Here is a 23,284-nt window from a genome sequence, read left to right as displayed (position 1 = left end):
CGCTAGTATCCACTCGCATTTCGTTGGCTGTCGGCTTGACGACACCACGCTGGACGCCGGTGCCCACCAGGCGCACTTTCACAGTGCACGATGCGTATACAAAGGCGCGCTCACCGCGGTCGAGGAGCATCGAAATGTCCGACGTCGAGGTGAAATCCTACCGGTACCTGCGAACGGCGATGGTCGCCTTGCTGCTCGGCCTTGGAGCAGCGGTGATGTACCACAGCCTACAAGCGGGCGCTTTCCTGGCATCCGTTAGTGCCTACTACTACACGCCTGCGCAGGCGATCTTCGTCGGCGCCCTCATCGCCCTCGGGGCCTGCATGATCGCCTTGAAAGGGACGAACGAGGTCGAAGACGTATTTCTCAACCTCGGCGGGATGTTTGCGGCCGTGGTCGCAATCGTTCCCACGTCGCGCGGCTCTGACTATAGGACGGCGGTTCGCGCTTGCGAGCAGGCGGACAGTCCGGCGCTCGAAGAGCTGGACTGCCCCACGGTCCGGACGTTGGCCGAGGCCACCAAAGCGAACGTCGAGAACAGCACCGTTGCTCTGCTGTTTGTGGGCGCGCTGGCTCTCCTCGCCGCCATACTCTTCTACTCGTTGAAAGACCGGAGGACGCCTGGGGCAAAGTTCCCTCGGTGGGCATACGCAGCGGCGTTGGTGGTGTACGGCGGATCTGCCGGTGCTTTCGCGGCGTCCAGGGCGTGGTTCATTGATAACGCCCACTACATCGCCGCCGTTGGTCTGCTTGCATGCATCATCGTCGTGGCGGTGGCCAACGCACTTCGACGCGACCAGGGACGGCAGGAGACTCTGAACGCCGTTCCCGGCGCGCTAGCCCGATCCAGGGATTTCTACGCATGGTACGCGCGGATCCTGCTAGGGGCTGCCGCCGTGGGCACGCTGTTGTGGCTTGTCGACTGGATCAGCCTCTTCCTGCTCGAGATCGTCGTCGCCGCGTTCTTTGCCGTGTTCTGGATGGCGCAGACCATCGAACGGTGGCGCGACGAGCCCGGGCCCGGGCAGTGATCCTGGTGATCTGCCACCCAGCAAAGCGCAGGCAAGGGGGTTCGTGTCGGTGGGGCGAGTTGAACCCCAAATACGTGATCAGGATGGCCGCTGAAATGCCGTTATCCTGAGATCCGAACCACCGAAGGCGCGGCTATGTGTTCTGCCCAGAGACGTTGGGGACGGTTGAAGTGCGTTCGGCGGAGCCCGTCTAAATCCGGCGCCCCCTCTGTACCAGCCGGGCCAGATCTTTTCCGCGGACGTCGAACCGGAGCTGGCCCGGGTGCTCGCCGCGGGCGCCTCCTGTGCTAGCCTCGGCCCTTCGTTAGGGGCGGTCCACAGGGTGGGCAAGAAACAAAGAAGTGCCTTCTGATCAGGGAAAATAGGGCTTGTCGAAGGTCCCATGTTCCTGTCACGGAAGGCACTTGCTGGGTGAAGGCTACCGCAACACGTCCGAAGATCATGGTGACCGGTGACCGGTGACCGGTGACGGGCGGGGCGTGGTCGGTCATGCCGGCGCCCGCCTGCTGGCTGATCTGGCCGATACGACCGGGCTGAGCAGCGCGTTCAGTGATGCTCTCGCCGGTTTGCGGCAACGGCAGGGCGGGCACGACCCGGGCCGGATCGCCGTGGATGTGGCGGTGATGCTCGCCGACGGCGGCGAGGCCATCGCCGATCTGGCTGTGCTGCGTGACCAGCCCGCCTTGTTCGGGCGGGTCGCCTCCGACCCGACGGCATGGCGGCTGTTGTCGCAGCTGGACGAGCCGATGCTGGCCGAACTACGTGCCGCGCGGGCCCGGGCCCGTGAGGTCGCCTGGGCCCAGCACGCCGAAGTCCGCGGCGACCTGCCGCAGGTGAGCGTGGCCGGCCGGCAGGTCGACGGCCTGGTCCTGGACATCGACGCGTCGATCGTGATCTGTCACTCCGAGAAGGAGGCAGCTACCCGCACCTGGAAGAAGACGTTCGGCTATCACCCGTTGCTCTGCTTCCTGGACAACACCGGTGAAGCCCTTGCCGGGCTGCTGCGCGAGGGTCGGGCCGGGTCGAACACCACCGCCGACCATGTCACCGTCCTCGACCAGGCCCTCGCTCAGATCCCCGATGCGCATCGGCACGGCACCCCGATCCTGCTCCGCAGCGATTCGGCCGGCAGTAGTCACGGCTTCCTCGCCCACATCCGGTCCCTGCGGGAGCAGCACGTGGACATCCGGTTCTCCGTCGGCGCCGCGATCACCGAGCCGGTCCGGGAGGCGATCCGCGCCGCGACCGGCTGGGTCCCCGCCGTCGACACCAGCGGTGATCTGCGTGACAACGCCGAGGTCTGCGAGATCACCGGCCTGTTCGACGCGGCCGGTTGGCCCGAAGGGGCCCGGTTCCTGGTCCGCCGGGAACGCCCGCACCCCGGCGCTCAGCTGTCGCTGTTCGACACCGTCGAAGGCTGGCGGCATCAGGTCGTCGCCACTGACACCCCTGCCGGCAACGGCGGCATCCAGCACTTGGAGGCCCGGCACCGCGCCCACGCCCGCGTCGAGGACCGCATCCGCACCGGCAAGGACACCGGCTTCGGCCGGTTCCCGTCCCGACACTTCGCGATCAACCAGGCCTGGCTGCAACTCGCCCTGACCGGCATCGACCTACTCGCCTGGACCCAAACCCTGCTCCTGGACGATGACCTCGCCCGAGCTGAACCCAAGAAGCTGCGCTACCGGCTGTTGCACGTCGCCGCCCGGATCACCCGCACCGCCCGCCGGACCCGGCTCGCCATCGCCGCCGACTGGCCCTGGACCAACGCCCTGACCAGCGCGTTCAACCGCCTCGCCACGCTACCCCAACCCGCTGGCTGACCCAGCAACCTCACGCCCCGACCAGCTCCACGGAGGAACCCGGCCCAGCGCCGGGCCGTCAGCATGCCTGCATTCCAGCGCAAATCCCTGGAACCCATCTCATCGAGCAACAGCTATGAACCAGCGCTCAAATGAAAGACCGGGGCTAGGCCGACTGTGAAGGCGAGCGCAACTTGCGGTCGGCAGGTTCAGTCGGTCGTAGCATTTGATCTTGGCGGTTCGGTGGGACAGGATGTTCTGCCGTGCGTGCGTTGTTGACCTTGGATGATCGGGAAGAGATATCCCGTGGCCTGGCCGAAGGCTTGGAGTACAAGCAGATCGCGGTCCTGATCGGCCGTGACCCGTCGGTGGTGTCGCGGGAGGTCGCCCGGCACGGTGGCCGGACCGCCTACCGGGCCGCGGCCGCCGACACCGGTGCGGCGGTGGCGCGGCGGCGGCCGAAGACGTGGGCGGTGCAGCGGGCACCGGGCCTGGTTGAGGTGGTCCGCGAGCGGCTGCGGCTGGGTTGGTCGCCGGCGTCGATCGCGGGTCGGTTGGCGTTTGACTACCCCGACGATCAGGCTTACCGGGTGCCTCACGAGGCGATCTACCAGTGGGTGTACGCCCAGCCGGTGTCCACTCTGGCTCGGGAGCTGATCGGTCTGCGTACCGGCCGCACGGCCCGTCGTGGCGGGGCCCGGCCGGCTCCGGCACCACGCATCCGCGAGCCCCGCTACCTGGACGAACGCCCCGCCGAGGTGCAGGGCCGGCAGGTCCCCGGGCACTGGGAAGGTGACCTGGTCATCGGCAAGGCAGGCAAGAGCGCCGTGGCGACGCTGGTCGAACGCACCTCCCGGTTCGTGGTCCTGGTCCCACTTACCGGCCGGGACGCCCTCACCGTCGGCGACGCGATCATCGCCGCCGCCGGGACCCTCCCACCGCAGCTGGCCCGCTCGTTGACCTGGGACTGCGGGTCGGAGATGGCCGGACACGCCCGGATCACCGCCGCCGGACTGCCGGTGTACTTCGCCCGCCCGCACTCACCCTGGCAACGCGGCAGCAACGAGAACGCCAACCGGATCCTGCGCGAGTACTTCCCCAAGGGCTTCCCGATCACCTCCGACCCCAAATATCTGGCGATGGTGGCTTCCGAGATCAACGACCGACCCCGTAAGATCCACGGTTGGAAGAAGCCCTCCGAGATATTCACCGAGCTCGTCGAGGCAAATGCTTCCACTGGCTGAACCCGCCCATCTCTCAACGGCAAAGCGGTTCATCGTGAGGCCGGCTGGGCGTAGGCCGGTGCCGCCAGGAAGCTGCGTGCTCCCAATCTGCCCCCAATTTAAGGGCAACAGCGCGAAAGCCCGTTACCGGTGGTTCCGGTGACGGGCTCGCTACCTGCAAATATTCATTGTGGGCGAAACTGGGATCGAGCCAGTGACCTCTACGGTGTGAAGCAGGACGCTACACCGACTCTGACCTGCGGAGACGCGAGACCGCAGGTGGGGGCGCATGCGTTGGGCGTGGTTCGGTGCCGAGTACCGGCCGTCTATCGAAGCGAGCTCTACGCCTCCAAAGTCGGGGTGGCGCTACAGGCCGCTGGGGTCAGCGTCTCTCGCAACGAGAGGGACTACGGTCCTGACTTCCACGCGCAGACCCGTGACGAGCATGGCCGCGGTCTAGGTTAGGTACCGCGAGCGTGGACCGCTCAGGACGTAAGACATCCGCCAGGCGGAACGCTTTACCCACGGCATCCGGGGTGTCGCCGACGAGAACAACAGGCTCGTGGAAGCAGTGACCTGGAACGACGACAGAGACAGCGGCCTCTTGACGCGCCCTGATGAGGGTCATGGCCGCTTCCGCTCCTCCAACTGCCGCCGAACATCCGGAGGCTGACGGACACTGACCCATTTGTTGCGGCGGATCTCCTCGTCGGGCAGTCGCCAGACCGTCCAGCCTCCCCGGACGGGGCCACGATCGTACGTCCGGTAAAGCGCTCCACCTTGTCCCCGTCGGGGAGGTTGGTAGCCCTTGTGGTGCCCGGCGAGGTGATCTCCCGGCTGATCTCCGAGGAGAGCCGGGGGTTCGGGGCGGAGCCCCGAGGTCTTCGTCCTGGCCGTCGGTCACTACTACCGATCGGCTTGGCTAGCGGCTGTCTCGCCATCGACCACGACCGCACGGTTGGTCAAGTTTCCCGGCGTCTGCCTTGCCAGGTTCAGAACTCCTGAACCTGGCAAAGCTCTCAACGGCGGCGAAGGACCAGCACGTCCTCGTGCGCCACCAGGTGCACCGGGATGCCTTCGTCGCGGGTCCGCCGGACCGCCATCAGGCCGAACATGCTGGCCCGGTGCACGACCTGCCCGTCACGGACGGCGGCGAGCATCGCCGCCGTCCGCTGCACCGGGGCCAGCCCGGCTGACTGCGCGACGGCGAGCAGCTCGCCGGGCAGGTCGATCAGGTCATCGCGTTGGCGGCGTACCGGTCGGGAGGTGATCACCACGGTGCCGCCGGGACGCAGCAGCTGATAGCTGGCGGCCAGGATCGCGGCGAACCCGCCAAGCAGGCGGGACCACCCCGCATAGGCGAGATTGCCACGCTCGCGGTCCCCATACAGGTGGTTTCGCTTGCGTACCCCGGTACTCGTGGTCTGCACGAGGCCATGCGTTCCGCGCCCGTACGGCGGCGAGGTGAGTACAAGGCTCACCCGGCCGACCGCGGACGCGGGCAGCAGGTCGAGCAGACCGGTGGCGTCCCCGGTCAATACCGTCGCCGTTCCGGCGGCGCCCTGCGACGCGGCGAGGGCGACGTTGGCCTCGGCCAGTGCGGTGTAGCGGGGCTCAATGTCGATCCCGATGCCCTGCCGGCCGAGGTGCATGGCCTCCACCAACGTGGTGCCGCACCCGCACATCGGGTCGAACACCACATCGCCCGGCGCGGTATACGCGCTGATCGCGTGCGCGGCCAGGTGAGGCAACATCTTGGCCGGATGGCTGGAGGTCCCCCGGACGTAGCGCCCTCGCCGCTGGTCACGCGCGGGTATCTGGCAGGTCAGCCACACCGAGGTGACCGGCAACATCTCAGCCATCGGCGCCTCCGCCCTCCGTCGCGCTGCGGGTCAGGATCAGCACGTCGGTGTGGATCACCAGCTGCGCCTGCTGGCCACGCCGGGGCGGCCGGTCGGCCGCCACGATGTGCTGCAGGTACGCCAGCCCGGCCCGCTTCGCGGCGACGACGACGTCGACCGGCAGGGTGACGTTGCCGTGCGGCAGCAGCACCGCCACGCAGCCGCCCGGCGCGAGGCGGGCGCGGCAGCGGAGAAAGAACTCGACCGGGCAGGCGTCGGCGACGGGCCAGCCGGTGACGATCAGCGTCGCCGCCTCACGCCCCCAGGCAAACGGGCGGGCCGCCTGCAGGTGGCTGCGGCGGTGTGCCGCGATGACCGCGCGGGCCAACTGCGGCCCCTCGGCCAGGTCGATGATGAGGTCGCACGGGTGGGTGAGGTTGTGGACCAGCCGCACGCCCATCGCGTTGGACATGGTCTCGCCCTCCTGCGGAGCAGGGACCGGCCAGACGGTGATCGGCACGGGCGGGTCGCCGGGCACCACGTCCCCCACGGGGACCGGTGCGCGGTGGACGTTTCTATCGGTCATGGGCACGGTGGCCCCCGGACCGGCGGGCGTACTGACGATCCCCAGTGCGCCGCTGACAGGCCGATCGAACCCGCCCCTCCCCTGACAGAAACGGTCAGCTCGGCCGCCAGACAGCCCCGCGGGCGGGCGGCGCACCGGCGAACCTGACACGAGCGGACACGACCTGTCCTGGTCTGACACTCGCTCGTGGTGTCAGGTCGGGCTGTCCCAATCGGGGGTCTCGAAGCGTTCGCGCAGGGCGAAGCGCTCCCGTGGAGGAGGCATCACCATGGCCACAACCCCCCGCACGAGGACAGGCGACACGGCGCTGACCACTGCCGAGACAGCCTTCGAGCTACTGACCTGCGAACCGGCTCCGCTGGTGTTCGACGCTCGCCCGGTACCAGGTCTGCCGGACACGACGATGCCGCTGGACGAGCTACGCGAACTGCTGATGGACGGACGCTACGACAGCGACACCACCGATGAGCTGTGGCGGCAGTTGGCCCACCACGCCCGCGAATGGGGACCGGCCTGGGTCGTCGGCGCGATCGGCGTGGCCCTGCCCGCCCTGACACACCTCGCAGCGAAGATCAGCCGCGGCTACGCCCGGCACGCCGACGACGTCGACTCCGCAGTCCTCGCCGGGTTCCTTCAGGCACTGCGTGCGGCGGACCTCACCCCGCCCCGGTTATGGCTGCGGCTGTGCTGGGCGGCCTGGCGCGCCGGGGCCGCGGTCGTCAAGGCCGACGACGGCGAGGAACTGCCGCTGGACCTGCCCACCGGCTCGCGTTCGCCGAGGATGCCCTACGGGCATCCGGATCTGCTGCTCGGCCGGGCGGCCGCCGCGGGCCTGATCACCGCCGAGGCCGCTGAGCTGATCAGCGCCACCCGCTTCGGTGACGCGCTGATTGAGCAGTTGGCCGCCGAGAAGGGCGTCACCGCGTCGGTCCTGCGGATGCGCCGCCGCCGCGCCGAACGCGTCGTGGCCGCCGCAGTCACGCGGGGCGACCTGTCCGGCCCGAGCCGCTCGTCCGGCTGCCACGAAGCCGCCATGGCGGCCTGACAACACCGCCCTGTGGGCATACAGCCTGAGTACATCGGTAGGTACGCCGTGACCTACAAGGACTTACTTTCCGACGCGATCAATGCGGCTGCTCCGGGGCTGTTCTCGTTACCGAGCTGACCACTGCGATCGGCTACACCCGATCCCTGCGCCACCGGTGCAAGCGTGCGCATCGCGGTTGCATAGAGCGTTTTGATCAGCGTGTCGGCGTCGCGTTGCTGCTCTAGGAGGCTGTTCAGCGAATCGCCGAGCGAGGTGGACATGGACACCACGGCGCTGCGCCGGCCGTCGTCGGTGACGCCGGTGACCGTGATGTAGCCGCCGTCGTGGCCCTGGTAGACGCCGCCGCAGGGCAGCGGGCGGCTGACCAGGCCGAGCCCGTGGAAGCCGCGCGGCCAGATCGCCTCGATGTCCTCGTTGATCTCGACCGTTCGTTTCATGTCGGCCAGTTGCGCGGGGCGCAGCAGCGGGCCGCCCAGCAGCGCATGGAAGAACCGGTCGAGGTTCCGGGTGCTGGAGACCATGGAGTCCGGGTCCACTAGGGCGCGAGCACCGCAGGTTCCGGGGCGGGTGCCCCGTCGGGGGTCCGGGGCCCGGCGATCTGCGGCTGCGCCGTGTGGGCGCGCGTGACCGGAAGCGATGCCGCCAGGCAGGCAGCGGGGACCCCGGCTGTGTGCCCGCCGGGACGGTGCGTCAGAGCATGGCGAGCCGGTCCACCAGCAGTTCCACCCTCTGCTCGGTGTGCTCCGGCGGCAGCCGTCCGGCCCGGGTCAGGGTGGCCAGCCCGTGCAGGGCCGCCCAGAATGTCTCGGTGAACAGCCCCGGGTCGACGCCGTCCCCGGCGACCTCGCCGAGGCTCTCCAGTAGCGCGGCGAAGGCGTCCTTGAGAGGTGCCGGGGTGTCCTCGTGCGCGAACGCCAGGCCGCCGTCGAGCTGGAAGATGGCGTCGTAGACCGCCGGGTTGCGTGCGGCGAAGTCGAGGTAGGCGCGGGCGAGGGCGGTGACCCGGCTACGAGGGCCGTCGGCGGCGGCGGTCGCGGCCCGCACCGCCGCGGCCATCTCGGCGGCGCCTTCGAGGGCGACGGCGCCGATGATCTCCCGTTTGCCGCGGAAGTGGCTGTAGAGGACGGGCTGGCTGTATTCGATGCGCTCGGCGAGCCGGCGGGTGGTGACCGCGTCCCAGCCCTGCTGCTCGGCGAGTTCGCGGGCCGTGGCCACGATGAGGCGTTCGCGGTCCGCCCGTTCGCGCTCCTTGCGTTCCTGTACCGACATGATTCGATCCTAGCACCGCTAGACGATCGAGCGGCAGCAGTGCTAGCGTTGCCACGCCAGCTATCAACGCTAGATCCCAGGAGGGGTCTTCATGCTCAACGCACTCGAGGTGTTCACCACCGTGGTCGTCGGCGTGATGGTGGGGGTGGAGTTCTCCGTCGCCTTCGTCATCAACCCGATCCTCAACGCCCTCCCGGAGGACAGTGGCCAACTCGGCCGCGCCCACGGGGGCCGGATGCTCGGCGCCGTGATGCCGGTCTGGTACATCGGCTCGCTCGTCCTCGTCGCGGTCTGGGCCATCGCCGGATGGCACCACCACGGCACCGGCCTCGTCGTCACGGCCGGCGCGCTGCTGATCCTCAGCGTGATCATGTCGATCCTGCTGCTCGTCCCGATCAACAACCGGGGCAAGACGTGGACCCCTGACAACCGGCCCGCCGACTGGAAGCAGCAGATGAACCGCTGGGACCGCTTGCACTACGTCCGCGTCGCCGTCATCATCGCCGCCTTCGCCCTGCTGGTCACCGCCCTCACCTGAGCCCGCGGGCCGACACCGCGCACGCGGCGCACAATCCCCCCTCCGCCGGGCGGCAGCGTGCCCGACATCCGGGAATGCAGCTGCCGCTGAGAGCCCACAACTGGGATCCCGACAAGCTACGCCCCTCGATGACCTGCGCGGCTCTGGGCTCTGGTTCGGGTGAGGTCATTGATCCAGATCACCGAGGCACGTTGCAGGACGACGGTGGCTTCGAACGCCTTGCGGGTACTAGCGATCCGCAAGCGTCCGTTGGGTGACACCGGGCGCCTGGTGTCACGATCGGCGACCCCGCTGGTGGCGACGAGGTGCCGGCCGTCGGAGGTGGTCACTCGGGCTTGAACGCCGGTCACACCGAGGGCGTGGATCGCGTCGGTGTCCCGTTGCAACCGGCCGGCGGCGTGGCCGGAGCCGGTCACCGATCCTTCGGCCCGGGTCGAGCCCGGTGGCCGTGAACGTGAGGGCGACAAGCTGCGCCGCCGCACCCAGCGCGACCCGCTGCCTCGGTTTCTGCTGTTCAGTCTCATGGCACTGACGTTAGGAGCGGCGTTGACGCGGACCGATACCTCGTCCCACCCGATGCGGTACAGCTCGCTGTAGCGTCGCCGGCGTCACTCGCGAACGCCAATCGCGTCGACCGGCTGCGACCGCATGGCGATCCGGGTCGAGGTCATGATGGCGGCCCAGCCGAGCAGCGCGGCGACCGCGACGATTCCCAGGTAGATGAGCGGTGGGATGGACGGGATCAGCGTCCTGGTCAGCCCGATGCTCGTGCCGATCAACGACGGGATCGCGGCCAGGGTACCGATAAGAACGGCTGCGACGACGACGATCCTCGTCTCGCTGCGCATCATCGCGAACACCTGGCGACGGGTGGCGCCGACCAGTTGGAGCAGGGCGAATTCGCGAAAGCGTGCGGCGGTCGCCATCACCAGGGTGTTCACCACGGCGATCGCGAGGTAGCCGAGCATGACCGCGTTGAGGATGAGGCCGACCGCAGACTCGCCGGCGGCGGCATCGCGCTGCGCGGCGACGAACGACTCGCGGTTGTTGACCTGGACGCTCGGGAGGTGTTGGACGGCCGATCGCAACGCATCGCCGAGTGCCCCGACGTCGGTTCCCGTGGCCGCCGCGATCAGCACCGCGAAGTCCAGGCGGTCGGTGGTGTGCTCCAGGACGAGGTCGTGCGGCAGCGTGACGTCACCGAAGCCGAGTCCTCTCTCGTAGAGCGCCACCACCGTGGGTCTGATCGGCGTGCCGTCACCGAGACGTAGGTCCACGGTGTCGCCGAGAGCAGCGCCGAGGGTGCCCGCCGCGATCCGGCTCAACGCGACCGCGTTGTCCCGCACATCCGCGACATCGCCTTGGAGAACGGCGAGATCCATGGTCTCGGCGAGCCGGTCGCCGATGATCCCCTGCGCCGGGTAGGTCCTGATCTGAGGGTCATCTCCCGAGGTGAACGCCAGCGTCCGCGTGCGGACGACCGGGGTCACCGCCGAGACGCCGGGCACGTCCCGGAGCACGTCCGCGACCTCGGGCGAGACGCCAGCGGACGTGGACGTGACGACGTAGTCCGCGCGCAGTCCGTCCGCGGCCTGATCCTGCGCGGCCGAGCTCGAGGTCGTCGCGCTGAAGAGCTGCGCGGCGGCCAGGGTGATGCCCATGATCACAGGAGTGGTCGCCGCGGCGAGCCGCCGGGAGTTGGCGTGCGCGTTCGCGGTCGCGAGGAACCCGCTGACGCCCGACCTGCGGTTCAGCCAGGGGCCCAGCACGGTGACGGCACCGCCGAGCAACCGCGGCCCCAGCAGCGCGACAGCGAAGACGAGCAGGAACGCCGAGAAGGCCGCGCTTTCAACGGCCCCTTCACCGGGTAGCACCAGCGGCAGCACGGCCGCGGTGGCGAGACCGACGGGGACCAGCAGCAAGCCGATGGTCAACCGAAGCCATCCGAGTTTGGGCGGCTCCACCGAGGCCTCGCCGAGCGCGTCCACCGGCCTGAGCTTGGCCGCTCGCCGGGCGGCTATCCAGCCGCCCAGACGGGCGCCGACCAGGCACAGCACCATCGCCACGAGTACCGGAAGCGGGCTGATCGACAGTTCGAAGTCGTCCGGTACCGCGCCGACCAGGGTGAAGGCTTCGTGGAAGAGGAAACTCAGCCCGATGCCCGGAATCACGCCGAGCACTGCCCCGAGCGTGCCCACCACCATGGTCTCGGCGGCAATCATGCCGAGCACCTGCTTCGGGGTCGCGCCGATCGCCCTCAGCAGCGCCAGTTCCCGCAGCCGCTGCCGAACGGACAGGGCGAGTGTGCTCGCCACGACGATCATGATCACCAAGACCATGCTGCCGCCGAACGCCAGCGACAGCTCGCTGATGAACGAACGCGTGCTGCCGATGTCGAGGAACTCGACCTCGCTGCGGTCACTGCCGGTGTAGACGACCACATCGGAGGCCGCCGCCTTGATGGCGCTTGCCAACTCGTCGGCATCGACACCGGGCGCGGCCAGCACGCCGATCGCGTCCACCCGGTCTGGTTGGCCGGTCAGTTCCCGGGCCCGGTCATCGGTGAAGAACAGTGCGGACTGCCGGACGAGACTGCCTCCAGGCAGACCCGCGATGCCCGTCACCCGGAAAGTCGACGTGTTCGAGCCGACCACGAGCCGAACCGACGCGCCGACAGTGACGCCGGCCCGCTCGGCCAGCGCGGAGTCCAGCACCACGTCGTCCGGCCCGGTCGGGGCCCGGCCGGCGCTCGTGGTGAACCGGCCGAGCGTGGCCGACTGCCAGCCATGCCCGAACGCGGGGGTGCCGTCCGGCCCGGCGAGCACCTCGGCGTCGGCCATCACGAGGCTGACCGGGACGTTGACCTCGGCGATCGCCGCCCGGACGCCAGGCACTCGCGCGATATCGCCGACCCGGTCGGCCGGCAGGGTGGCCCGCTCGCCGAACCTGGGATCCACGTCGTCGGCCACCAGCAGTGCCTGCGGGGCGCCCACCACCAGGTCGGCAGCCTGATAGCGCTCGGTCGGCACGCCCGAGCGTTCGCTGCTCTCCAGCAGGATCCCGCAGGCCGTGATCACCGCCGAGCCGAACAGCACCGCCACGAATGCCGCGACGAACCCGCCCTTTCGTCCCTTGACCGTGCTCCAGGCCAACGCCAGCATGCGCTTGGACATCACGCGGCGGCCCACGGCTCGCCTAGGTGAGTCATCCGCTCGGCGATCTGCTCGGCGGACGGCCGGGGCATCTCGCCGGCCAACCGGCCGTCTGCGAGGAACACCACGGTGTCAGCCTGCGCGGCCGCCACCGGATCGTGCGTGACCATCAGCACGGTCTGCCCCAGGTCGTCGACGATCTTCCTGAGCAGTGCCAGGACCTGGCGGCCGGTGCCGCTGTCCAGCGCGCCCGTCGGCTCGTCGGCGCACACCAGGTCGGGCCGGTTGACGAGCGCTCTGGCGATCGCCACCCGCTGTCGCTGGCCACCGGAGAGCTGGCTCGGGCGCCGGTCGTGATGCTCGGCGAGCCCGACCGCGGCGAGGACACTCGCTAGTTGCTCGGGATCGACCGGTTTCTCGGCCAACCGGACGGGCAACGTGACGTTGTCCGCCACGCTCAGCGCACCGAGCAGGTTGTACGCCTGAAAGACGAACCCGATCCGGTCCCGGCGCAGCTCCGTCAACTCGGTCTCCGACCGGCCGGACAGCTCCGTGTCACCCAGCACGACCCGGCCCGATGTCGGGCGGTCCAGGCCGGCCGCACAGTTCAAAAACGTGCTCTTGCCGGACCCGGACGGGCCCATGACGGCGGTGAACGTACCGCGCGGGAATCCGACTGTCACCCCGTCGAGAGCGCGTACCTCATTCCTCCCCGACCCGTATACCTTTGACACCGAATCCAATTGCACTGCGTACGGATGTGTCGCAAATGTCGGCATTGCATCCGGGTATAGCGAGTGGATCGCGGTGGCCTCGACCAGCGCCCCGCGTCGTCTCGATAGGTTTCTGCTGTTGAACCTCATGCGTTCCGACGCTAGATTCCGCGCCGTCGGATACCGATATCCCGTACCACCCGATGTGAGGTACAGCTGGCTGTAGTGCTGCGGGCGGCGGCCACGGGGCAGACTTGGCGCCGTGTCGGGAACGCGAAGGGACGCTGCCCCAAGGAGGGTACGCAGAAAGGGCATCCTGTGACGTCGGGTCGACGGTGGGTGCAGGCGTGGCGTGGCGGGGCCTACCTCCTGAAATCACTGGCCACTGGGATCGCCACGCTGCTCGCGCTGCCGCTGCTGTGCCATCCGAGGCTCGCCCGGCGATGGGCGAATTGGCACCGTGACCGCGCCGGCCGACTGCTCGAGACGCCGTTGGCATCGCGTCCTGCCCTGCGCGCGACGGCACGCCGGGCATGGGCCGATCCGGCGACGCCCCGCGACCTGCTCTGGCTGCCGGTGAACGCCATCACCGCAGTGCCGCTCGGCCTGCTCGCGCTGCTGTGCGTCGGCAACATCCTGACCGCCGCGGTCGCCACACCACTGTGGTGGGCGTTCGCACCGCAGGATCGACCACGGCTGTTCATCGATATTCCGGTGACCGGCTGGGCGACAGCCCTCACACTCGGTCCACTGCAGATCCTCCTGCTCACCGCGCTGGCGTACCTGGCCTTCGCGCCGATCGCTCGCGCACACGCCCGGATCTGCCTGGTAGTGCTGTCGCACTCGGCAGCCGAACAGCTCGCCGACCGGGTCGCCGTGTTGACCCGCACCCGGGCAGACGTGCTCGACGCACACGGCGCAGAGCTGCGCCGGATCGAGCGCGACCTGCACGACGGCACCCAGGCGCGGCTGGTGGCCATCGCGATGCGGCTGGCCGTGGCCCGGCGGGCACTGTCCAACAATCCACGAAACGAGCAGTTCCTGGAAGGACTCCTTCGGGACGCACACGAAGGAACCGAGGAGGCGATGACCGAACTCCGCGACGTGATCCGAACCGTCTACCCGCCGATCCTCGCCGACCGCGGCCTCACCGGTGCACTGACCGCAGTGACGGCTCGCTGCGGCGTGCCAACCCGGCTGGACATCGACAACCTCGAAACGGTACCGGCGGCCGTGGAGTCTATCGTCTACTTCGCCGTCGCCGAGGCACTCACCAACGTCGCCAAGCACAGCCAAGCGACTACGGCCGGCGTACGGGTGAGCCGCACGGCAGACCGGTTATCGGTGGTGATCACCGACAACGGCGCTGGCGGCGCCGACGATCGGCTGGGCACCGGCCTGGCCGGGATCCGTCGCCGGGTGCTCGCTCTCGACGGCACCGTCGACGTCGATAGTCCGGCCGGCGGGCCGACGACGATCACCATGGAGCTGCCGTGCGGGTTGTAATCGCCGAAGACAACGTGCTGCTGGCCACCGGACTGGAACTGCTGCTCAACAGCGTGGGGTTCGACATCGCCGCCATCGCGGGCGACGCGACGGGCTTCCTCACCGCCGTGCGGGACCATCGGCCCGACGTCACCATCGTCGACGTCCGGCTGCCGCCGTCATTTCGCGACGAGGGCATCCGAGCCGCCCTGCAGGCCCGTCGAGAGCACCCTGGCCTGCCGGTCCTGGTGCTGTCGCAGTACGTCGAGCAGCAGTACGCCGCCGAACTCCTCTCCACCACCGGCGGCGGCGTCGGCTACCTCCTCAAGGATCGCGTCAGCCGGGTGGATGAGTTCGTCGACGCGCTGCGCCGAGTGGCCGCCGGTGGCACCGCCATGGACACCGAAGTCATCGCCCAACTCCTCACCAACCGCGGCGACCCGATCGCCGTCCTCACCCCTCGCGAACGCGAGGTACTCGCGCTGATGGCACAGGGACACGACAACAACACCATCGCTGACCGGCTTTTCATCACCGACAACGCCGTGCACAAGCACATCGGCAACATCTTCAACAAGCTCGGCCTCGCCGTCACCGACAGCGGCCACCGCCGCGTCCTCGCCGTTCTCACCTACCTCAACGGCGCGGGCCAGATCGGCGGCGACTGAGTACGCCGGTGACTCGCTCAACCGCGGCGACCAGCGCCGCCGGGGCAGCGCGCATCCGAGCTTTCTCCACGGCGGCACAAAGATCTCCAACTCGGCGACGAGGCCGATGACGTACGCGACAGACTCCGCGAGCAACAACTCCATGTGATCACGCCGCCTGCCCAGGCACACTCCATGAAATCCCATAAAAGAGTGCGCCCCAGCCGCACAGAACTCACGTGATCACGGCCCACCGACCGCCCACTTCCATGATCACGTACGTTTGTTTGGTCAGCGGCACCCAAGGGCAAGCCCGGGGCCCATCCCGAAATCTTGGAAGTTTAGGCACGTCACAGCGGCCTTGGAGCTCCAAAAATCGGCCCGCCAGACACCAACTACTGAGACGTCCGGTACCAGAGGTGTAGTCGGTCAATCACCCGACGCCCGCCCATCGGCACGACCGGACGTCCTCGCACCCGGACGTACCACCTCTGGCGGCTACCTAGGGTGACGGGGCGCTCCGACGCCGACGCGCACGATCGGCGGCAGATCCGGGTGCCCGATCTTGAATCACGCCGGCTCAGACCTACCGACAAGGGGTGGCGAGGATCGTCGCGCCGACCGACGGCACAGGACCGACTTGGTACGGTCTGGCAGTGGAGTGGGCGGTCTTCTGGCGCATCGTCGAAGGTGCCCGGGCTGAGGTGGGTAGTGACACCGAACGCGTCGCCCAGGCGCTCCTCCGTCGCCTTCGCGCGTTGGCCCCAAGCGAGATTGAACAGTTTGAGGAGCTTTGGTTCCAGGCACAGGACAAGCTCTACAACTGGTCAATCCGGGACGCCGCGACGCTGCTGCTTGGTCCCTTGAGCGAGGATGACTTTCCCGCGTGCAGGACTGGATCGTGTCGCACGGGCGGCCAACCATGCAGCGTGTCCAGGACGGTCGAGCTGGCGCGTGACCGGCGCAACGCTCGGATTGACTGGTTCTGCGGCCTCCCACTCGAGGCGCACATCGCCGCAACCGGGGCTCCCCTCGCTATCGATGGGCCTTCCTTGGGTGAAGCCCGCGGTGATCACCACCGCGTCCGGGTCGCAGCGCACCCCACGGGCACGCGCGAGATAGACGGCCACCGCCGCCCGCAACGCGGGCAGTCCCGTCGGGTCGGGATGGTCGAACGTGCCGTGCGACGCCGTCGCCAGCACGCGGCGAACACTGCCGGCCCAGACCGTACGCGGGAACGAACCGAGATCGGGAATCCCCGGCCGCAGCTCGATCACCGGCCCGGTCGCCGTCGCGGGCCGCGGCTTCTCGCGCGAGTCGGGCGGTTCGTGAGGTACGTCCGCGACCCGGGTGCCCGAGCCGGGCGCCGACACCAGCCACCCTTCCGCCACCAGTTGCGCGTACGCCTGCACCACCGTGCCCCGGGACCGGCCCAGGTCGGTGGCTCCGGCTCCCGGGCAAGCGCGACCCGGCCGGCAACCGGCCGGTCCGAATGCTCTCCCGTAACGCGTTCTCCAGCATTCGGCCCGGAAAACCCGCACCCGGATCGAACTCCAGATACAGGTCGAGTGACTCCACCACCCGCCAACGATCTCAACCGGCTGGCCACGGTGCGGGTGCGGCGACGACTCGTCGACCGGTGCACGTGCGGCTCCACCCGTTTGGGTGGTTTGCCGAGTTTCGACCTTGGTGCGGAGTCCGGATCGGTAGGACGCAGGTAATGGGGGACGAACAGCCAGGCGGGCTACTCAGGGCGCCCCGGGAACGGCAGCCGGTGGCGCTCCTGGAGCTTTTCTTCGACCTGGCGTTCGTCTTCGCCTTCACTCAACTCTCCCGAAAGCTGATCTCGGAGCTGACCTGGACGGGGGCGTACCAGACCCTCGTGCTGCTCCTCTCGGTGTGGTGGATCTGGAGCCTTACGGCGTGGCTGACGAACCGGTTGGACCCTCGCCGCACCACGGTCCAGGTGGTTGTCCTGGGCACCATGATCGCCAGTATCGCGATGGCAGCCGTTCTGGCCGACGCCTTCGACGAGCGCAGCGTTGTATTCGCGAGCGTTTACGCCGTACTCCAGATCGCGATGGCGCTCTTCTTCGCCGTCGCCCTGCCCCAACCGGAAAGGCGCACCGGCTGGCGGCTACTCGTCTGGTCCACCGGCACCGGCGTGCTCTGGATCGCGGGCAGTGTCACCGGCGATGCCGCACGCGCCGTGCTCTGGACCCTCGGCGCGGCGATCAACTACGCCGCGTTCACCCTCCGGTTTCCCACCCCACGGCTCGGGCGGATAACCGCACCCGAGTGGCCCGTCGCCGCCGAGCATATGGCGGAGCGGCACCGCCAACTCTTCATCATCGCCCTCGGCGAACTGATCCTCGTCACGGGGCTCACCTTCACCCGGACGGACTTCACCGCCGACCGGACCGGCGCCTTCGCGGCCTCGATCCTCACCACCGTGCTCCTCTGGAGGATCTACGTCTTCCGCGCCGGAGAACTACTTGCCGAAGCCATCGACGCCGCCGCCGATCCGATACGGCTGGCCCGCCCCATGGCACTCGCCCACCTGACAATGGTGGCCGGCGTGGTCGTCACCGCGGTCGGCGACGAACTCGTCATCGCCCAACCGTTCGGCCACAGTCACCCGGCGTGGGTCGCCGTCCTCGTCGGCGGACCCGCGCTGTTCATCGTGGGACGGGCCCTCCTGGAACACACGGTCTTCGGTCGGGTTTCGCCAGACCGACTGATCGCCCTGCTCACCCTGCTCGCGCTGGCGGCACCGCTGCTGCTCGCCCCACCGCTGCTGGCCGCTGTCGCCATCGCCGCGGTCCTCGCCGCCGTCGTCCTCTCCGATGCGCGGGACGCGCGAAAGCACCCGCCAGCCGCACCACGGGACAGACGGCCGTAGCGGGACCCGGGAGCCCGCCGTGGCAGGCCCCCGGTCCGCGACCGTTACCGGGTTACCGCGAACTCGATCCGGGTCGCGGTGTCCTCGATGCCGGTGAAGCCCTCACCGGGGTTGAGCAGGTCCTCGCCGAAGTCGACGTCGGGATCGTCGGCGGTGCCGCCGATGTTGTCGGCGCCGACGCCGAACATGAGCGCAGGGTTGCCGCCCTGGTCCATGATGTTGGCCTGTTCGTTGAACTGGTCGACGTGCCAGTTGCCGAAGAAGTGACCCGCCTCGTGCGCGGTGACGTTGCCGACCGCCTGCCCGACGAAGGCGATCCGGTCACTGGCCGCCGTCATGTACGTGTTTAGCGAGGCCTCGCCGGACGGGTCGCTCAGCACGTCGAGCAGCACCAGGGCGCTGTCCTCGGTGCCGAAGTTGCCGGGGTTGATGTATTGGGCGATGCCGATCGTGGGGATCCCGGACTCGGCGATCGTGCCGCCGACGATCACCCGGCTCACGTTCGGCTCGCCGAACGGGTCGGCGTGGTCGCGGCTGTTGCGGATCCGCAGGTCGAAGCGCTCGTTGAGGCCGCTCTCGATCATGTCGTGCCGGACGTTCTCCTCGACCTCGGCGACGATCGCGTCGATCACGGCGTCCTCGTCGGCGGTGGTGAGGCCCCACCGGGCCCGACACGCCCTCCGGAACGCCGGCCGATCTGCGCGACGAGACCCGTACGAGGCAGCGTTTCCCCAAGCTCACGGCCTACCTCGACAACAATCCGTGGATCGAGCGTCCATGGAAACGCGCGGCCAGCTGACCACCGCCTGCGCTCGGCGGCATTACAGGATGCATCTTCGGCGCACGTGCGGACTGGAGGAGGGGGCGAGGCGAGGTGCTCAGCGCAGTTCGACCTCGACGCCGTGTTCGGTGAGCATCTGCAGGAGGTAGTCGAGGGTGACCGCTGGCTCGTACCGACGCCGGTTGTAGCCGGCGACGAGGTGTTCGCGGGCTACCGCCGAGTTGTGCCAGACCAGCCGGAACGGTGTGCGGGCACCCCACCTCGAATGCAGGCAGTCGCTAAGGGCGTCGAGGTTCCAACCGAAGTAGCCGCCCGGGCCGTTGATGGCCTCGCCGATGGCGCAGTAGAAGCCCTCGATGTCGGTGACGAAGCGGCCGTCGAGGTCAAACACGATCCCTGCCGACTGGTCCAGGAGATCGGAGCGGCGATAGGCCAGTGCCATGCCGGACCATTCGTGCCGTAGCGTCCGGTCGTAGCCGGCCCACAGGTTGCGCTCAGCGGGTCGGCCAGCAAGCCACTGCTCCAGAATGGACGTTTTCCCGTCGAGTGCGGCTGGTGTCCCTCGCTGGCGACGGTGACGTCAAGGAGGCCGTCACCGAGCAAGGACGGCACGCTCGACACGATCGTGCCGTACACGAGGCCGCCTATCAGGGGTGACGCCGAGCCATCGGCGGCGATGGCTTCCTCGTCGGCTGTTACCTGGCGACGGCGTAGGCCGGTCTTTGTCGACTTCGGCATGGCGGCGATCGCGGCCTGCAGTAGCGGCTCGGGTTGGCACCCGACCAGGACGACGTTCGGTACCGGTGGCGCGGCCTGGTCCCGGAAGACGCCCGTGATGTCGGCGCAGGCACCGTACGGTGTGTCGTCCGTACCGCGCAGCACGAACCCGGTTACGTCGCCGGGGTGGTCGACGGCGTCCGTGCGATCGTCCACGTGGACGAGGCCTTCCAGGTCGACGTCGACACGCCCTGGCGAGGTCGTCGACGGCCGTTGGCCCAGGACGGTCACGTCGAGCAGATACACGCCGAACCAGCCGTCCCGTGTCGCTCGGTCGTCGGGCATCGCCGACACCCACAGGTTGCCCAACCAGTCGCGGCCGCCGTCGACGGCAATCGCAGCGGGGCCACTGTCGAGGCTCGAGGCGACGGCCCCGTCCGGTACGCAGCCCAGGAGGGTGAAGCGTTCCCGCGGCCGGGGTGGCAGATCGACGAACAACCCGTCGACGTTGACGCACAACGCTAGGACATCCCCGTCGTCGGGAACTGCGGGTCCGCGAAGCAGCCAACGCGGCGAGACCCGCCGATTCCACGTCCACCGCTGCTGCTCCGGCTGGTCGGTCGTCACCTCCCGACCATACTGGCGAATCACGAACTCGCCTCGCGCACCACCCAGCTCGTCGGTGCTCCGCAACGCAGACGCACTACTTTCGGCAGATCCGGTCGTTGCCACCCGCCAAGGTCGACGCCCTGTTCGCGGCAGATCCGTGCACCCTCGTCATCCGAAGGATCGCTCAGCGAAGCTGATCCCGGCGCGCTGGGCCGATGTGAGCATCTGCCGGGCGACGAGTTGCGGCGGCAACCGGAGATACTGGGTGTAGCCGGAGGCCCGAAGGCGGAACTCGAAGTTTTGGCCTTCGATTTGCCACAACGGCTCGGGGTTGCTGTCCGGCGGATCAAGCCGGTGAACATCGGCGATTTCCATGACTTCATGGAGGGGTCCGAGCCGGCCGGTGATGTCCCAAGCCCCTTCGAACACGAGCGTCGCGGGTGCAACCGGCCGGGGGGTTGGTACTCGGCACATGATCATCTTTCCACGCGCGTGGTCGACACCTTCGGATCCGCCGAAGAGGTCACCGAGTAGAAGGCCCTGGTCAGAGGGTTACCGGTGGGATTCGAGTCTCAGGACCCGGGATCCATAAGGACGCCACCACGGTGAGACCCAGAGCCATACGCCGATGCAGCGTGCCTTTCGTGATTGGAGGCAGCGGGCCTGGGACGACAGCCGGCACCAGCCAGGCGGGGAGCAGCGAAGCGTGACCACTTCGGTGTTCTCTGGGAGGTCACGTCGGCCCGCTCGCCCCGCATCACCGCGGTCAGCGCACTGTTCCGCGTCCGGCTGCGGTGAGCACGTCGGGCGCGGTGACCACTTCGCCAACCTGCGCCCACCTCCAAGGCCAGGCCATCCAGCAGCTCCTTACCGCCCTGACCTGCGGATACTCCGCTACCAGGCGACATAGAGTGCTGTCAACTGCTGCTCAATATGGCTGAGCACTCCGTGTGAAGCAGGACGCTGAACCGACTCTGACCTGCGGAAACGGAAGACTACACGTCGAGGCGGGTGCCGTTCAGCGCCGCTCGGTGCCGTTGGATGCGGTTCAACGCCGTTCAGTGCACCCAACTGCTCCCAACCTGCTCCCCCGATCGCGGCCGCACATCGATGTACACGGTCAGGTACTAAGCGATGAGTTCGAGCGGAGAGCTCAGGGACATCGGGCTGCTCACCGCCACCGGTTTCCGGTGGCGCGTACGTAGTTCCGCCACACGTACCGCCATGGGGTGACGGCGAGGATGACGACAACCAGGGAGCAACTGACCACGGTCTCGGTCATGGCCGCGTCGAGGTCACCGGTGGTGGCTCCGGGGAGGGCGACCAGTGCGAGCCAGAGGAGCTTCCAGAGCGACTCGAACAGCAGCACGGGAAGCAGCTTGACCGGGTATCGCAGGCCGAGGAACGCCAAGAGGGACATGGCGGTGAGCATGCAGAGCGTCACGCCCTCGTAGAGCGGCAGGGTGGCGACGTCGGGCAGGAGCGGCCACTTCACCAGGGCCAGTCCGACACCCATCAGGAGGTAGCCGGCGCGCATCAGGTGCAGGCGGGTCAGGGACAGATCGGAATGGATAGTGGGTGCGGCGACAGTGGTAGTGGACATGGGATTTACTCCTGGTCGAGATGGGATGGTGGCGGTCGTGCGGCAGTACGTGTTCGGGGCGTGTGGGTCAGCCTCGTCGCGTGAACCCAGGGGGTCTACTGGTGTTGCTGTTCCTGGGAATCAGGGTCGTGCGCGGCGTCGATGGAGGTGAGGGAGATGAGGGTGACGCCGAGGTCGCGGACCTTGGTGAGCAGGCCGTGCAGCTCGGCTTGGTCCGTCACGGCGCCGCGAAGTGTAGTGGCGTCGTCCTCGTGGGTGAGGGCGAGGCCGCCGAACCAGGTCGACCAGTGCTGGTCGAGGTGTCCGTGGATACGGAGCTCGTAGCGCAAGGGTGCATGGGCGTCGTTCGGCATGGTCAGGACCTCACCCCCGCGGCTTCTGCTCGCCGTGCCGGTCGCACTCCGGGGCGGCGGATGATGACCCACTCTGCGACGGCAGCGTTGATCACCCTGCCTGAGCTGACCGACAGACCGGTGCTCCAGTCTAAGGTGACACGCCACCCAATGTGAGCCATGAAACCAGAATCCGACGTACGCACATCGGCAGATCCGGTCGTCGCGCGGACGGAGGTCGACGCTCTGATCGCGGCAGATCCGGATATTGAGTCGCCGTAGTAGGGGCAGGAAGCCTGTCTACTCCGCGGGTGCAACCCAGATGGCGGATAGCTGTCTGACGTGGTGGACCATGGTGTTCACTCGGCAGGTTCCCGACGCTTTGGGCGGCCATCGCTGTCACGCTTGGGCGACGGCGGCTTGCGGCGATGCCGTGCCATACTGCGGCACGTGCACGTGACCGGGGAAGTGCAGATGACGTACGGCCTGCTGCGGCGGATGAGCCAAGACGCACTGGGCCGCTGGCAACGGGTTATGCGGACGCTCCTGCTCGCCCTCGCGGCACTGGCTGTGCTGTTGGCCACGCTGCTCGCGACACTGACGGGGTTCAACGGTCGGCTGCTCTACGTCGTGCTGATGTTGTGTGCCGCGTTCGCCGTGACCGAACTCCTTCCGGTACTGAGTTGGTTGCTGCAGCGCAGCCTCTTCGTCGAGCCGTTCCGGTACGAGGTGAGCACGTCGGGCGTCGACATCCAGACCGCGAGCAGCCGGACACAGATCGACTGGTCCGGCATCACCCGGATTCGGCGGCGACGCCACACCTGGCTGCTGAAGTACGGCATGAGCCAAATTCCGGTGCCGCGGGCGGCGTTCGCGCCCGAGGATCAACGAATCGTGGACGACTTCATCGTTAGAGCGTCCGCCAGTAGGTCATCGGATGCGAGGGCTGCGGGGTCGGGTGTCCCACCGGTAGTGCTTCCACGCCCGCACGATGATGCTACGGAT

21 protein-coding genes and 1 pseudogene are annotated in these 23,284 nt (G+C 68.4%); 10 read left to right on the top strand and 12 right to left on the bottom strand.

Annotated elements, in window-relative coordinates; all coding sequences use genetic code 11:
• Positions 1 to 134 precede the first annotated feature (134 nt).
• The 3 genes and pseudogenes from ACWD6N_RS28975 to ACWD6N_RS28965 all read left to right on the top strand — a co-directional run bounded on the left by ACWD6N_RS28975 (position 135) and on the right by ACWD6N_RS28965 (position 4,077).
• Positions 135 to 1,031, top strand: coding sequence for a hypothetical protein (locus tag ACWD6N_RS28975; RefSeq protein WP_450005369.1), 897 nt, complete (start codon positions 135 to 137; stop codon positions 1,029 to 1,031).
• Between the two features lie 441 nt (positions 1,032 to 1,472).
• A pseudogene (locus ACWD6N_RS28970) lies at positions 1,473 to 2,854 on the top strand (IS1380 family transposase).
• 251 nt (positions 2,855 to 3,105) lie between these two features.
• On the top strand, positions 3,106 to 4,077 hold the full coding sequence (locus tag ACWD6N_RS28965; RefSeq protein ID WP_450005394.1) for an IS30 family transposase: 972 nt from the start codon (positions 3,106 to 3,108) through the stop codon (positions 4,075 to 4,077).
• A 998-nt stretch (positions 4,078 to 5,075) separates the two neighbouring features.
• Here ACWD6N_RS28965 and ACWD6N_RS28960 read toward each other — a convergent pair.
• The gene (locus ACWD6N_RS28960) at positions 5,076 to 5,918 is read right to left on the bottom strand and encodes a TRM11 family SAM-dependent methyltransferase (RefSeq protein WP_450005367.1); all 843 of its coding nucleotides are present in this window, start codon (positions 5,916 to 5,918) and stop codon (positions 5,076 to 5,078) included.
• Complete coding sequence (locus ACWD6N_RS28955) at positions 5,911 to 6,483, bottom strand: hypothetical protein (protein ID WP_450005365.1); 573 nt, start codon at positions 6,481 to 6,483, stop codon at positions 5,911 to 5,913. Before ACWD6N_RS28955 ends, ACWD6N_RS28960 begins: the two co-directional genes overlap by 8 nt.
• A 268-nt stretch (positions 6,484 to 6,751) precedes the next feature.
• Between ACWD6N_RS28955 and ACWD6N_RS28950 the strand changes: the two genes are divergently transcribed.
• A complete protein-coding gene (locus tag ACWD6N_RS28950) occupies positions 6,752 to 7,528 on the top strand; it encodes a hypothetical protein (protein WP_450005363.1) in 777 nt (258 codons plus the stop codon).
• A 53-nt stretch (positions 7,529 to 7,581) separates the two neighbouring features.
• Here ACWD6N_RS28950 and ACWD6N_RS28945 read toward each other — a convergent pair whose 3' ends face one another.
• Both ACWD6N_RS28945 and ACWD6N_RS28940 read right to left on the bottom strand, forming a co-directional pair.
• Positions 7,582 to 8,169 carry a serine hydrolase gene (locus ACWD6N_RS28945; protein WP_450005392.1) on the bottom strand — a complete coding sequence of 196 codons (588 nt, stop codon included), beginning with the start codon at positions 8,167 to 8,169 and terminating at the stop codon, positions 7,582 to 7,584.
• A 52-nt stretch (positions 8,170 to 8,221) separates the two neighbouring features.
• The gene (locus tag ACWD6N_RS28940; RefSeq protein ID WP_450005361.1) at positions 8,222 to 8,800 is read right to left on the bottom strand and encodes a TetR/AcrR family transcriptional regulator; all 579 of its coding nucleotides are present in this window, start codon (positions 8,798 to 8,800) and stop codon (positions 8,222 to 8,224) included.
• Positions 8,801 to 8,891: 91 nt separating this feature from the next.
• Here ACWD6N_RS28940 and ACWD6N_RS28935 point away from each other — a divergent pair, with 91 nt between their 5' ends.
• Positions 8,892 to 9,338 carry an anthrone oxygenase family protein gene (locus ACWD6N_RS28935; RefSeq protein ID WP_387329531.1) on the top strand — a complete coding sequence of 149 codons (447 nt, stop codon included), beginning with the start codon at positions 8,892 to 8,894 and terminating at the stop codon, positions 9,336 to 9,338.
• A 116-nt stretch (positions 9,339 to 9,454) separates the two neighbouring features.
• On the opposite strand, the gene ACWD6N_RS28930 is transcribed toward ACWD6N_RS28935, so the two are convergent.
• The 3 genes from ACWD6N_RS28930 to ACWD6N_RS28920 form a co-directional block, all read right to left on the bottom strand.
• Positions 9,455 to 9,862: a serine hydrolase gene (locus ACWD6N_RS28930; RefSeq protein WP_354968600.1), complete on the bottom strand. Its 408-nt coding sequence runs from the start codon at positions 9,860 to 9,862 to the stop codon at positions 9,455 to 9,457.
• Between the two features lie 84 nt (positions 9,863 to 9,946).
• Complete coding sequence (locus tag ACWD6N_RS28925) at positions 9,947 to 12,511, bottom strand: ABC transporter permease (protein ID WP_450005359.1); 2,565 nt, start codon at positions 12,509 to 12,511, stop codon at positions 9,947 to 9,949.
• Complete coding sequence (locus tag ACWD6N_RS28920) at positions 12,511 to 13,269, bottom strand: ABC transporter ATP-binding protein (RefSeq protein ID WP_450005357.1); 759 nt, start codon at positions 13,267 to 13,269, stop codon at positions 12,511 to 12,513. The genes ACWD6N_RS28925 and ACWD6N_RS28920 overlap by 1 nt, the downstream gene beginning before the upstream one ends.
• Positions 13,270 to 13,521: 252 nt before the next feature.
• Between ACWD6N_RS28920 and ACWD6N_RS28915 the strand changes: the two genes are divergently transcribed.
• The 4 genes from ACWD6N_RS28915 to ACWD6N_RS28900 all read left to right on the top strand — a co-directional run bounded on the left by ACWD6N_RS28915 (position 13,522) and on the right by ACWD6N_RS28900 (position 18,237).
• On the top strand, positions 13,522 to 14,709 hold the full coding sequence (locus ACWD6N_RS28915) for a histidine kinase (RefSeq protein WP_450005355.1): 1,188 nt from the start codon (positions 13,522 to 13,524) through the stop codon (positions 14,707 to 14,709).
• The gene (locus tag ACWD6N_RS28910; RefSeq protein ID WP_354968596.1) at positions 14,697 to 15,356 is read left to right on the top strand and encodes a response regulator transcription factor; all 660 of its coding nucleotides are present in this window, start codon (positions 14,697 to 14,699) and stop codon (positions 15,354 to 15,356) included. The genes ACWD6N_RS28915 and ACWD6N_RS28910 overlap by 13 nt, the downstream gene beginning before the upstream one ends.
• 578 nt (positions 15,357 to 15,934) lie before the next feature.
• Positions 15,935 to 17,056, top strand: a complete 1,122-nt coding sequence (locus tag ACWD6N_RS28905) for a DUF4240 domain-containing protein (RefSeq protein ID WP_354968595.1) — start codon at positions 15,935 to 15,937, stop codon at positions 17,054 to 17,056.
• On the top strand, positions 17,056 to 18,237 hold the full coding sequence (locus ACWD6N_RS28900) for a low temperature requirement protein A (protein WP_354968594.1): 1,182 nt from the start codon (positions 17,056 to 17,058) through the stop codon (positions 18,235 to 18,237). Before ACWD6N_RS28905 ends, ACWD6N_RS28900 begins: the two co-directional genes overlap by 1 nt.
• A 44-nt stretch (positions 18,238 to 18,281) precedes the next feature.
• Here ACWD6N_RS28900 and ACWD6N_RS28895 read toward each other — a convergent pair whose 3' ends face one another.
• From ACWD6N_RS28895 to ACWD6N_RS28875, 5 genes are all read right to left on the bottom strand, one after another.
• Positions 18,282 to 18,869, bottom strand: a complete 588-nt coding sequence (locus tag ACWD6N_RS28895) for a hypothetical protein (RefSeq protein ID WP_354968593.1) — start codon at positions 18,867 to 18,869, stop codon at positions 18,282 to 18,284.
• Between the two features lie 246 nt (positions 18,870 to 19,115).
• A complete protein-coding gene (locus ACWD6N_RS28890) occupies positions 19,116 to 19,460 on the bottom strand; it encodes a barstar family protein (protein WP_354968592.1) in 345 nt (114 codons plus the stop codon).
• Between the two features lie 1,052 nt (positions 19,461 to 20,512).
• On the bottom strand, positions 20,513 to 20,719 hold the full coding sequence (locus tag ACWD6N_RS28885; RefSeq protein ID WP_354968591.1) for a hypothetical protein: 207 nt from the start codon (positions 20,717 to 20,719) through the stop codon (positions 20,513 to 20,515).
• Between the two features lie 796 nt (positions 20,720 to 21,515).
• Complete coding sequence (locus ACWD6N_RS28880; RefSeq protein WP_387329542.1) at positions 21,516 to 21,947, bottom strand: hypothetical protein; 432 nt, start codon at positions 21,945 to 21,947, stop codon at positions 21,516 to 21,518.
• A 95-nt stretch (positions 21,948 to 22,042) separates the two neighbouring features.
• Positions 22,043 to 22,300, bottom strand: a complete 258-nt coding sequence (locus ACWD6N_RS28875; protein ID WP_354968589.1) for a hypothetical protein — start codon at positions 22,298 to 22,300, stop codon at positions 22,043 to 22,045.
• Between the two features lie 453 nt (positions 22,301 to 22,753).
• Here ACWD6N_RS28875 and ACWD6N_RS28870 point away from each other — a divergent pair.
• The coding region (locus tag ACWD6N_RS28870) for a YcxB family protein (RefSeq protein WP_450005352.1) at positions 22,754 to 23,284 on the top strand (531 nt) is incomplete at its 3' end.

Source organism: Micromonospora sp. NPDC005163, from assembly GCF_053599835.1.
This window is presented reverse-complemented; position numbering and strand designations above follow the sequence as displayed.

What these genes read in the sequence shown, in the direction of transcription:
- ACWD6N_RS28880 (WP_387329542.1), bottom strand. Translation starts at nt 21,947, where the DNA reads ATGTCCACTACCACTGTCGCCGCACCCACTATCCATTCCGATCTGTCC.
- ACWD6N_RS28885 (WP_354968591.1), bottom strand. Translation starts at nt 20,719, where the DNA reads ATGGAAATCGCCGATGTTCACCGGCTTGATCCGCCGGACAGCAACCCC.
- ACWD6N_RS28935 (WP_387329531.1), top strand. Translation starts at nt 8,892, where the DNA reads ATGCTCAACGCACTCGAGGTGTTCACCACCGTGGTCGTCGGCGTGATG.
- ACWD6N_RS28875 (WP_354968589.1), bottom strand. Translation starts at nt 22,300, where the DNA reads ATGCCGAACGACGCCCATGCACCCTTGCGCTACGAGCTCCGTATCCAC.
- ACWD6N_RS28960 (WP_450005367.1), bottom strand. Translation starts at nt 5,918, where the DNA reads ATGGCTGAGATGTTGCCGGTCACCTCGGTGTGGCTGACCTGCCAGATA.
- ACWD6N_RS28890 (WP_354968592.1), bottom strand. Translation starts at nt 19,460, where the DNA reads ATGGCACTGGCCTATCGCCGCTCCGATCTCCTGGACCAGTCGGCAGGG.
- ACWD6N_RS28950 (WP_450005363.1), top strand. Translation starts at nt 6,752, where the DNA reads ATGGCCACAACCCCCCGCACGAGGACAGGCGACACGGCGCTGACCACT.
- ACWD6N_RS28940 (WP_450005361.1), bottom strand. Translation starts at nt 8,800, where the DNA reads ATGTCGGTACAGGAACGCAAGGAGCGCGAACGGGCGGACCGCGAACGC.
- ACWD6N_RS28920 (WP_450005357.1), bottom strand. Translation starts at nt 13,269, where the DNA reads ATGCCGACATTTGCGACACATCCGTACGCAGTGCAATTGGATTCGGTG.
- ACWD6N_RS28930 (WP_354968600.1), bottom strand. Translation starts at nt 9,862, where the DNA reads ATGAGACTGAACAGCAGAAACCGAGGCAGCGGGTCGCGCTGGGTGCGG.
- ACWD6N_RS28975 (WP_450005369.1), top strand. Translation starts at nt 135, where the DNA reads ATGTCCGACGTCGAGGTGAAATCCTACCGGTACCTGCGAACGGCGATG.
- ACWD6N_RS28955 (WP_450005365.1), bottom strand. Translation starts at nt 6,483, where the DNA reads ATGACCGATAGAAACGTCCACCGCGCACCGGTCCCCGTGGGGGACGTG.
- ACWD6N_RS28925 (WP_450005359.1), bottom strand. Translation starts at nt 12,511, where the DNA reads ATGTCCAAGCGCATGCTGGCGTTGGCCTGGAGCACGGTCAAGGGACGA.
- ACWD6N_RS28900 (WP_354968594.1), top strand. Translation starts at nt 17,056, where the DNA reads ATGGGGGACGAACAGCCAGGCGGGCTACTCAGGGCGCCCCGGGAACGG.